Origin of the sequence: Streptomyces sp. NPDC047000 (genome assembly GCF_040644295.1) — a bacterium.
GTDB lineage: Bacteria > Actinomycetota > Actinomycetes > Streptomycetales > Streptomycetaceae > Streptomyces.
The window spans coordinates 1-9,927 of record NZ_JBEYWE010000059.1 but is presented as its reverse complement, the minus strand read 5'-3'; the positions used below and the strand labels follow the sequence as shown (position 1 = coordinate 9,927).

Below are 9,927 nucleotides of genomic sequence, written 5' to 3'. Positions count from 1 at the left end.
TGCGTTCGTGATCGGACAACTCGAGCAGCAACGGCTTCGGACCCGGCATCACCCCACCCTACAACCGCCCGCAAACTTCCGACTCAGGACACTAGCCCCGGACAAGGGACTCGTGCACGTCTGGTAGGGGGTGTGGCGGGGATGCCCCGGATGCCGGGCGGACGGCCCTGCCCGCCGTCCCGTGGTGAGCCCGCCGTCGAGGGCGTGCCGCCCGGTCGGGCAGGGCAGGGGCCGGGATCACACGGCCGGGTGCGATGCGGAGTGCCGGGCCATGAGGTGTTCGACCAGGGTCACCAGGACTTCCCGCACTTCGGTCTGCTCACGTGCGTCGCACAGCACCAGGGGAACGTGCGGGTCCAGGTCCAGGGCGGTGCGGACCTCCTGGGGCGTGCGGTCGCGGACGTTGTGGAAGCAGTTGACCGCGACGACGAACGGGATGCGGCGGCTCTCGAAGAAGTCGATGGAGGCGAAACTGACCTCCAGGCGGCGGGTGTCGGCCAGCACCACCGCTCCCATGGCGCCGTGCACCAGGTCGTTCCACATGAACCAGAAGCGTTCCTGGCCGGGAGTGCCGAACAGATAGAGCACCAGCGCGTCGTTGATGGTGATGCGTCCGAAGTCCAGCGCGACGGTGGTGGTCGTCTTGGCGCCGATGCCGGCCAGGTCGTCCACGCCGACGCTGGCGCGGGTCAGATACTCCTCCGTGTGCAGGGGCTCCACCTCGCTGGCCGCGCCGACCATGGTGGTCTTGCCCACGCCGAAGCCGCCTGCGATCAGGATCTTCACGGCCTGGGCCGTCTGCGCCGGATCAGAGCCCGCGGAGCCCATTTCTCACCGCCTCAAGGATGGTCATGTCGGGGAGGTTGCCGTCGTGTGCGAAGGTCAGGGGCGGCCGGGCCCGGACCCGCCCGGCGTCGATCAGGTCACCGATGAGGATCTTGGTCACCGATACCGGCAGGTCCAGTCCGGCGGCGAGCTCGGCGACCGCGACGGGCCCGCGGGCGCTCAGGCGCAGGATGGTGCGGTGTTCCGGCTGCAGTACGTGCCGTTCGGCTGCCGGGTCCGCACCGGATGTGGTCTGCGCCGTGATCAGCGAGATCAGGGTGATCAGGGTCAGGTCGTCACGCCCGGCGGTGGTACGGCCGCCGGTGATGGTGTACGGGCGGACCAGCGGTTCGTCGGCGTCGTCGTCCAGGTCCTCCGTCCAGTGCCTCATGCGCCGGCCCCGGGACCGGCGGGCGGGGACGGGTCGGACGGCGGGATACGTGCGTCGGTGCCCAGCTTCTGGCCCACCTGCTGGATCAGGGTGTGCATGGCGACCGCCATCACTTCGGCGTCGACCTCCTGGGAGGCGACGACGGCCAGGTGGGTTCCCCGGCCGGCGGAGGTGACGAACAGCCACAGGTCGGCCATCTCCACGATGACCTGGTGCACCGGACCGCCCTGGAAGAGCTGTCCGACGCCGCGGGCCAGGCTCTGCTGGCCGGTGGCGATCGCGGCCAGGCGGTCGGCGTCGGAGCGCTCGATGGTCTTCGAACGGCTGATCACCAGGCCGTCGTCGGACAGCACGACGGCATGACGGGTACCGGTGACCTGGTCGACCAGTCCGTCCAGAAGCCAGTCCAGGTCTGCGTCGGTGGCGATGGTTCGCTGAGTCATCCTCGGTCTTCCGTCGTGAGCGGTTCGGGCGCGCCGGTGCCGGGCTCGGACGGCCGGGCGCCGGCGGCGCGGTTCTTGCGGGACTGACGCTGGAAGGCGCCGATGGTGGCACCGGAGCGGGCCGGGGCACCGGGCGGTGCCGGCGGGGAGGCCCCGGGGTCCTCCGGAGCCGGCGCACGCAGCTCGGCCACCAGGCTGGCCTGACGCGTGCGGCGGGGCAGCGGTACGGACCCGGTCTGCGGATCCGCCGGCGCCGGCTCGTCGGCCGCGGGGGCCGGGCCGGCCGCGGAGACGTCGGCCATCGCCCGTCCCCGCGACCGCAACGGCAGTTCGTACGGGTCGTCCGGACGGCGGGGGCCGTCCACGGGACGGGGGTACCCGGCCCGCCGGCGCGGCGAGGGGAAGGGGGCGCCGGTGTCGTCCGGCGACGGGCCGCCGTCCGCGTCCGTCACCGACCGCGGCCGTTCGGCCACGAGGTCCTGCGGGACGAGGACGATGACGCGGGTGCCGCCGAACGCCGACGGCCGCAGTTCCACCTGAAGGTCCAGGCTCGCCGACAGGCGGGCCACGACGTACAGGCCCAGGCGCACGTCGTCGGCGCGGGTCATCACGTCCAGTTGCGGGGGCGCCTGCATCAGGGCGTTGGCGGCCTCGTACTGTCCGGCCTCCATGCCCAGTCCGCGGTCCTCGATCTCCACCGCTATGCCTCGGCTGACCGGCGCCGCCTTGATCTCGACCGGGGTCGGGGGCTTGGAGAAGGCGGTGGCGTTCTCCATCAGTTCGGCCAGGATGTGGATCAGCGGTCCCACCGCCCGCTCGGAGATCCACGGCCGGCCCTCGACGTCGATCGCGATGCGCCGGTAGTCCTGCACCTCGCCCTGCGCGGCGCGCAGGACGTCCAGCAGCGGCACCGGTTTGCGCCAGCGGCGCCTCGGCTGGCCGCCGCCGAGGATCACCAGGTTCTCCTCGTAGCGGCGCAGCCGGGCGGTGAGGTGGTCCAGGTCGAACAGGCCCTCCAGGACCTGCGGGTCCTCGTGCCGGCGCTCCAGTTCGTCCAGCTTCTTCAGCTGAAGGCCGATCAGCAGCTGGGTGCGGCGCGCGATGCGCTGCAGCAGCCGCTCGAAGCCCCGGTGCTGCTCCGCCTGGCGCACCGCCGTGCGCACCGCGCTGCGGCTGGCCGTGTTCAGCGCCCGGCTCAGCTCGCCGAACTCGTCCGGGGCCGGTGTGAGGACCGGCACCTCGGCGTCGACGTCCACGTCCTCGCCCTGTTCGAGGCGGGTGACCACCTGCGGCAGCCGCCGGCCCAGGTCCTGCGCCTGGTCGCGCAGGGCCGTGACCCGCCGGCGCAGTGTCGCGGTCAGACGCCAGGTCACCAGGACGACGAGCGCGATCGCGAGCAGGCCCAGGACGGCGGCGGAGAACAGGAACAGCCGCAGCCGCCCCACTTCGGCGAGTCCGGCGGCGTCGGAGACACCGCTGTGGACGCTGATGAGCTGTTCCAGCCGGGTGACCGAGGCGTCCGCCGCGGTCCGCCACTCGGCCTTGGCCCGTGGCAGCGTCACGCCGTCGCCTCCGCCGTCGGCGGCCTGGAGCCGCTCCTCCAGCGCGACCCGGGTCTTCCATTCCTTGCTCGTGGTCATCGCCGTGTACATCCGGCGTTCCGCCGGGGTGAGGTTCGGCACCACGCGCGAGTCCAGCAGGTAGCCGTGGGCGCCGACGGCGTCGGTGACCAGGTCGTAGTCCTCGGCCGACAGCCGGCCCGACGCCCAGCCGCGAGCGAGCACCGCGTCCTCGCGGCTGATCATGTCCGCGACGCCGTTGAGGTCGAAGAGGACCTGCGACAGAGTGTTCACCTCGCCGTTGGTGCCGCGGGACAGCGCGGCGAACACGTCGGTGCTGGCGCCGACGGCCTCGGTGTAGTAGGCGAACGCGCCGTCCTGGCCGGTGGTTCCGGCGTCCACCGCGCGGCGTTCCTGCGCGAGCCTGCCGGTCACCTTCACCGTCCGGGCGAGCGCGTCGCCCAGTCCGCTCTGACCGTTGCCGGTGTCCAGCGAGGCCAGCGGCCGGAAGCCTTCGACCGCCCGGTCGGTGGCCGTGCGCTGCCGGGCCAGGGCGGTCCGGGCCGCCCGGGGCGAGGCCAGTGTCTCGGCCGTCAGGCGGCGTTCGGCCTCCAGGGCGTTGAACAGTACCGCGGTGACCGGGGCGACGGTCGTGGTCAGGTCCTGCTGTGTGGCCTGTTTACGGTACTGGTCGCCCAGTTGGTAGGTGGCCAGGCCCCAGAGCGACACCAGCGCCGTACTCGGCACGAGCAGCAGCACCAGCAGCACCGTGCGCAGCGGCAGACGGCGTTCGCCGGCCGTCCACGACTGCCTGTCCGTCGGGCCGGCCGGTCGGCGGCCGGCCCGCGCACTGCCCGGTCCACGGCGTCCGGCCCTGTTCAGTCCACTCACGCGCGAGACACTCTCCTGGTCACTGTTCAGCCGCGCCTGTGACGAGTTCGCGCCAGGCAGTAGCGGTTGGTGGCCTGATATTAGCCATAGAGTGCACAAAGTTCGAAAGCGCATTCGGCGGTACATGGGAAGGAAGCGCCGAGAGAGGCGATCTGACGCCTGGTGGGGGAAAACACGCCGTGTGTTCCCGGGACGAGCGGCGCCGGGACCTCGGGGGTGCCGGCCGCCGGTGTCAGCCGCGGGGGAAGGCGGCCCATGCGGAGAGCGCGAAGCCGTCGCCGTCGCCGCGGACCTCGGCGGCTCCGTGCCCCGGCCAGTGGGCCGGGATGACGAGTTCGCGCAGTTCCGCGGCGCGTGCCAGGTAGGCGCGGCGGGTCCTGGCCGCCAGGCGGAGGTCGTCGCAGAAGCAGCTGTTCCAGCCGGGTTCGAGGACCTGGACGGGGCTGTGCAGCATGTCCCCGACGAAGACGGCGCGGTCGGTGCCCGACCGCAGGGTGAGGACGGACGAGCCGGGGGTGTGGCCCGGCGCGGCCTCCAGCAGCAGATTGCCGTCGATACGGTGCGAGCCCTCCCACAGCACTGTCTGCCCGGCTCGGTGGACGGGGGCGATGCTGTCGTCGAACACGAGCTTGCCGCCCTGCCGGCGGACGCGTTCGTGCTCGTCGCGCGGTGCGCCCGTGCGGTGGGCGCCGTCCGGGCCGAAGTAGAGGTGGTCGGCGCGGGGGATCAGATACGTGGCGTTGGGGAACGTGGGCACCCATGCGCCGTCGCGCAGCTCGGTGTTCCAGCCGACGTGGTCGTAGTGGATGTGCGTGTTGACGACGACGTCGACGTCCTCCGGGGTGACACCGGCCTCGCGCAGGCGGGCGAGGTAATCGGTCCGCAGCCCGGCGAACTGCGGGACCTGCGGGCGGTCCCGGTCGTTGCCGACCCCGGTGTCCACCAGGACGGTCCTGCCCTCGCTGCGCAGCACCCAGGTCTGGATGCGGCAGCGGTAGCTGTCCCCGGCCGGGGTCCAGAAGTCCGGTGCCAGCCACTTCTCGTTGCGCCGCCAGGTCTCCTCGTCGCTGTCGGGGATGATGAAGCGGGCCGTACGGATGGGACCGGACCACTCGACGACGCGTGTGATCCGGACGTCGCCGAGGGTGATGCCGGGCGCGGGCACGATGACGGGTCCTCCTCGGACTGCGGGACGGGCCGGACGGAAGAGCTACGACGGCCGCGGGGCGGGCCGGTCGGGTCACGCGGAGCCGTCGTGCGGGGGCGCGTAGCGCGCCAGGAAGGTGCGGACGGCTTCCTCGATCACCACGTCCGCGGTGTGCGGACCGGCGGCCTCCTCCTCGAAGGCCATGATCTGCGGCCAGACGAGGAACTCCTGCACCAGGCCCATGAACTGGCGCGCCGCGAGGTGGCTGTCGTGGCATCGCAGACGGCCGCTGCGGGCCAGGTCGTCGATACAGCCGGCGAACGCCGCCACGACCGGCCCCTTCCCCAGCCGGTAGAACTCGTCCGCGATCCAGGGCCGACGCGCGGACTCGGTCACCACGAGCCGGGCGAACCGGATCTGCTCCGTCCGGGTGGCGAAGCGCTGGAGCGACCGGGCGAACCCGCGCAGCACCTCCTCGGCGCTCGCGTCGGTGTCGCATTCGACGATCCGGTGGTCCGGGCCGGCGAAGGCCGACCAGTGGTGGCGGACCGTCTCCCTGAAGACCGCCTCCTTGGAACCGAAGCGGTTGTAGACGGTCTGCCGCGAGACGCCGGCGCGCTCGGCGACCCGCTCCAGGGTGACGCCGTCGTAGCGGTCGGCGAGGAACAGCTCCTTCGCCGCCGCGAGGATCTTCTCGTCGGAGGCCGACCTGCGGCGCCGGGGCTCCGTGTGGTGCGCCCCCGTCCGGCCGGTGCTCAGCCGTTCCGTCACGCCGTCGCGCTCCCCGCCGGGGTGCCGGTCCCCCGGGACGCCCGGAACGTCCTGACGGAATCGGTGCGGTCACCGCGGGCGGCGGCCCGCCGGGGCGGCCGGGCGCCCTGCACCCGGGCGTGGGCGCCGGGAAGAGCGTCTCCGGATCCCGTCCGCTGCCGCGGAACGGCCACGTCCGTACGGCTCCGCATGCGGCTGTTCATGTCGCACCTCCCGCGACCCGAAGTTGTACTTGACAGTACAGTCCAATTAAGAGGGTAGGCAAACAGGCGGACCTGACAGGTTCCTCATAAGTCCCGGTCAAGATCGTCCCCATGACCGTCCGAACCCCGTCCGCCGCCCTGCTCGCCACCGTCCTGCTGCTCACCGGATGCGGCAGCGGGGCGGCGGCGCTGCCGCACACCGTGGCCGGCGCCGCGTCGCCGCCCGGGACCGTCCGCACACCCACCGCCGGGACATCGCCGCGGGAGATACCGGGGCTGGGGCCCGCGACGCTGGCCCGGATACCCCGCAGCGCCCGGCAGGTCGTCCTGGTGACAGGCCGCGGCCACGACTCCTCACGCTCCGCCCTGGTGCTGTACGAGCGCACCGGGAGCGGCTGGCAGGCAGGCCCGGAATGGCCCGCCCACAACGCGCTCAAGGGCTGGACCGGCCACCACACGGCGGGAGACCTGCGCTCCCCCACCGGGGTGTACACCCTCTCCGACGCCGGCGGTCTGCTCGCCGACCCCGGAAGCCGGCTGCCGTACACCCGGTCCTCCGGCTTCGTCTCGCCCGGCACCGGCTTCGAGGGCGAGCCCCTGACCGGATCCTTCGACTATGTGATCGCCATCGACTACAACCGGGTGCCCGGCAATTCGCCGCTCGACTGGACCCGCCCGCTCGGCCCGGGGCGCGGCGGCGGCATCTGGCTGCACGTCGACCACGGCGGCCCCACCCACGGCTGTGTCGCCGTCTCCCGGCGCCACATGAAGGACCTGCTGCTGGCCCTCGATCCCGCCCGTCACCCCGTCGTCGTCATGGGCGACGCCGCGTATCTGGCCCGCTGACCTAGGATCCGCCCCGTGTGCGCACATGTGCTGGTCGCCGAGGACGACGAGATGCAGGCCGAACTCATACGCCGCTCCCTGCTGGCCGAGGGGCACACCGCCACCGTCGTCCACGACGGCGGCGCCGCTCTGGAGGCCGCCCGAAGACTCGGGCCCGACCTGCTGGTCCTGGACCTGATGCTGCCGGTGCTCGACGGTTTCGGCGTGTGCCGGCTGCTGCGCCGTACCCATGAGGACCTGCCGGTGCTGATGCTCACGGCCCGCTCGGACGAGGAGGACCTCCTGCTCGGCCTCGACATCGGCGCCGACGACTACATGACCAAGCCGTACAGTCCGCGCGAGCTGATGGCCCGTATCCGCACGGTGCTGCGGCGCACCGGGCGGACGGCCGACGGACGCCGCAGCGACCCCGCGGTCCGCGCGTCCGGGCTCGAGGTCGACCCGGTGCGGCACGAGGTGCGCTGCGACGGGCGCCCCGTGGAGTGCACCCCCGCCGAGTTCGAGATCCTGCTCGCCCTGGTCGCCGAGCCGGAACGCGTCTTCTCCCGGCGGCAGTTGCTGGAGCGCACCCGGGGCACCGACCGGGCCTCCACCGAACGCGCCGTCGACGTCCACATCATGAACCTGCGGAAGAAGACCGAGGCGGACCCCCGCCGGCCGGTCCGGCTCATGACCGTGTTCGGCGTCGGCTACAAGCTCCGCGGCGAGCGCGGATGAGCCCCCGCGTACCGCTGCGCAAGCGGCTGCTGGTCCGGCTGCTGTCCGCCGCCGCGCTGATCGCCCTGTGCTCGGTGGCGGCGACCGCCTGGCTCGCCGTGGCCACCGTCACCAGCGCCCTGCGGGAGGAACAGGGACAGGATCTCGCCACCGACACCGGCATCCTGGCCCGGCTCAGCGGGTACGCCGCCACCCACCCCGACTGGCGGGACGTCCGGGACGAGGTCCGCGCCCTCGCCGCCCGCACCGGCCGGCGGATCGCCCTCACCACCGCCGACCGCACCCTCGTCGCCGACTCCGCGCCGAGCCGTACTCCGCTGCCGCCGCGCCCCGCCGCCACCGTCGACCCCCTGCACACCGACACCTACTCCGAACCCGGCGCGCAGCTGACCGGCATCGACCCCCGTGCCGTGGGTCCGTTCCGGCTCACCTCGGAGGAACGCGCCACGCTGGCCGCGCTCGCCGGGAAGGAGAAGAGCTGCTACGACCGCCACGGCATCCGGGTCACCGTACGGACCACTCCGCGGGGCCGGCCCGTCCTCGTGGCCTCCGACGGCACGGCCCCTTCCCCCGGCTACACCGCCGACTGCGACTCCGGCCCGCTCGACAGCCCCACCGCCACCGAGCAGAAGGCCCTCGACGGACTCCAGGGACTGGCCCGCACCTGCCTCGACCGCCTGGGCGTCCGTCTCGGCACATCCCTGTACCTGGCCTTCGACCCCTCCGGTACGGACCCGGTGAGCCGGCTCCTCCTCACCAAGTACGCCAGAGCGAGCGGCACCACGGCGCAGCACACGGTGCAGAACTGCGTCCTCACCGCCCGCCGGGCCCAGCTCGCCCCCTACACCGCGCCGGTCGCCGAACTCTTCCTCGGTGTCGGCGACCGGCCCACCGCGCCCCGCTTCGACATGTCTCCGGCCAACAAGGCCAAGGTCGCGGGTGCCGCGGGACTCGTACTCGCCGTGACCGTCGCCGTGACCGCCGTCGTCGCCTCCCGGCTGGTACGGCCGCTCCGGGCCCTGACCGCCGCCGCCAGGCAACCACCCGAACTGCACGTACGGGTGCCCGTGACCACCAGGGACGAGACCGGCATCCTCGCCGAGGCGTTCAACGGTCTCAGCGAGCGCAGGGAACGCCTGGAGGCGCAGCGCAAGGCGATGGTCAGCGACATCGCCCACGAACTGCGCACCCCGCTCACCAACATCCGGGGCTGGCTGGAGGTCACCCGGGACGGTGTCGTCGAACCCGACACCGCGCTGCTCTCCTCCCTGCACGAGGAGGCCGTGCTGCTCCAGCGCATCATCGACGACCTCCAGGATCTCGCCGCCGCCGACGCCGGCACCCTGCGGCTGCGCCCCGAACCGGTCCGCACCGACGAACTGCTCCAGCAGGTCGCCGCCGCCCACCGTGTCGCCGCCGACGCCGCGGCGGTCACGCTGCGCACCGACGTGTCCGGCACCCTGTGGCTGGACGCCGACCCGGTGCGGATGCGGCAGGTGCTCGGCAACCTGGTCTCCAACGCGCTGCGCCACACCCCGTCCGGCGGCACCGTCACCCTCGCCGCGCGGCGCGAGGGCGCCTCGGCCGTCATCCGTGTCGCCGACACGGGCTGCGGTATCACCGCGGACGAACTGCCGTATGTGTTCGACCGGTTCTGGCGTGCCGAGAAGTCCCGCAGCCGCCGCACCGGAGGCAGCGGTCTGGGGCTGGCCATCGTCCGCCAGCTGCTCGCCGCGCACGGCGGCACGGCCGAGGCGGCGAGCGAGCCCGGTGCCGGGGCGGTGTTCACGCTGCGGCTGCCGACGGCGCCCTCCCCTGACGGGGTGTGACGACGGCGGGATGTGACGACGGCGGGACGACCTGGCGGTACGCCGCCGGAGCTCACGGGTCGCCCGAGAGCCGCTCGTCCCGGGCAGGGCCGCCCCGGCGAGGTCGGGCTGGTGCGGACCGAGGGGCGTGGGCCGGCACCCCCGACGGGGGTCTTCCCTTGTCCGGCGGACACGGCTACATGCTGGAGTACGCGATCGCCGAGTCGGCAGGGGGTTGTGAGACATGGAGGACTTCTCGTCCCGGCCGGGCGTCGCCCTCGTCGCGGGCGGCACCGGCGGCATCGGCGCGGCGGTCGTCCGCACCC

9 protein-coding genes are annotated in these 9,927 nt (G+C 73.1%); 3 read left to right on the top strand and 6 right to left on the bottom strand.

Annotation, left to right across the window (positions count from 1 at the left end):
* Nucleotides 1-237: 237 nt before the first annotated feature.
* The 6 genes from ABZ862_RS37945 to ABZ862_RS37920 form a co-directional block, all read right to left on the bottom strand.
* Nucleotides 238-828, bottom strand: coding sequence for an ATP/GTP-binding protein (locus ABZ862_RS37945; protein WP_360969052.1), 591 nt, complete (start codon nt 826-828; stop codon nt 238-240).
* Entirely contained in the window at nt 809-1,216 is a 408-nt protein-coding gene (locus tag ABZ862_RS37940; protein WP_360969049.1) for a DUF742 domain-containing protein, read from the bottom strand. The genes ABZ862_RS37945 and ABZ862_RS37940 overlap by 20 nt, the downstream gene beginning before the upstream one ends.
* On the bottom strand, nt 1,213-1,659 hold the full coding sequence (locus ABZ862_RS37935; RefSeq protein ID WP_360969047.1) for a roadblock/LC7 domain-containing protein: 447 nt from the start codon (nt 1,657-1,659) through the stop codon (nt 1,213-1,215). The genes ABZ862_RS37940 and ABZ862_RS37935 overlap by 4 nt, the downstream gene beginning before the upstream one ends.
* The gene (locus ABZ862_RS37930) at nt 1,656-4,109 is read right to left on the bottom strand and encodes a nitrate- and nitrite sensing domain-containing protein (protein WP_360969044.1); all 2,454 of its coding nucleotides are present in this window, start codon (nt 4,107-4,109) and stop codon (nt 1,656-1,658) included. The genes ABZ862_RS37935 and ABZ862_RS37930 overlap by 4 nt, the downstream gene beginning before the upstream one ends.
* A 232-nt stretch (nt 4,110-4,341) precedes the next feature.
* On the bottom strand, nt 4,342-5,274 hold the full coding sequence (locus ABZ862_RS37925; RefSeq protein WP_360969041.1) for an MBL fold metallo-hydrolase: 933 nt from the start codon (nt 5,272-5,274) through the stop codon (nt 4,342-4,344).
* 75 nt (nt 5,275-5,349) lie between these two features.
* Nucleotides 5,350-6,027, bottom strand: coding sequence for a TetR/AcrR family transcriptional regulator (locus tag ABZ862_RS37920; protein WP_360969038.1), 678 nt, complete (start codon nt 6,025-6,027; stop codon nt 5,350-5,352).
* A gap of 314 nt (nt 6,028-6,341) precedes the next feature.
* Between ABZ862_RS37920 and ABZ862_RS37915 the strand changes: the two genes are divergently transcribed.
* The 3 genes from ABZ862_RS37915 to ABZ862_RS37905 are packed head-to-tail and all read left to right on the top strand — an operon-like array spanning nt 6,342 to nt 9,622.
* Nucleotides 6,342-7,076 (top strand): L,D-transpeptidase family protein, encoded by a 735-nt coding sequence (locus ABZ862_RS37915; RefSeq protein WP_360969035.1) that lies wholly within the window; start codon nt 6,342-6,344, stop codon nt 7,074-7,076.
* 15 nt (nt 7,077-7,091) lie between these two features.
* Nucleotides 7,092-7,793, top strand: a complete 702-nt coding sequence (locus ABZ862_RS37910; RefSeq protein ID WP_360969032.1) for a response regulator transcription factor — start codon at nt 7,092-7,094, stop codon at nt 7,791-7,793.
* A complete protein-coding gene (locus ABZ862_RS37905; protein WP_360969029.1) occupies nt 7,790-9,622 on the top strand; it encodes a HAMP domain-containing sensor histidine kinase in 1,833 nt (610 codons plus the stop codon). The genes ABZ862_RS37910 and ABZ862_RS37905 overlap by 4 nt, the downstream gene beginning before the upstream one ends.
* The last annotated feature ends 305 nt before the right edge of the window (nt 9,623-9,927 follow it).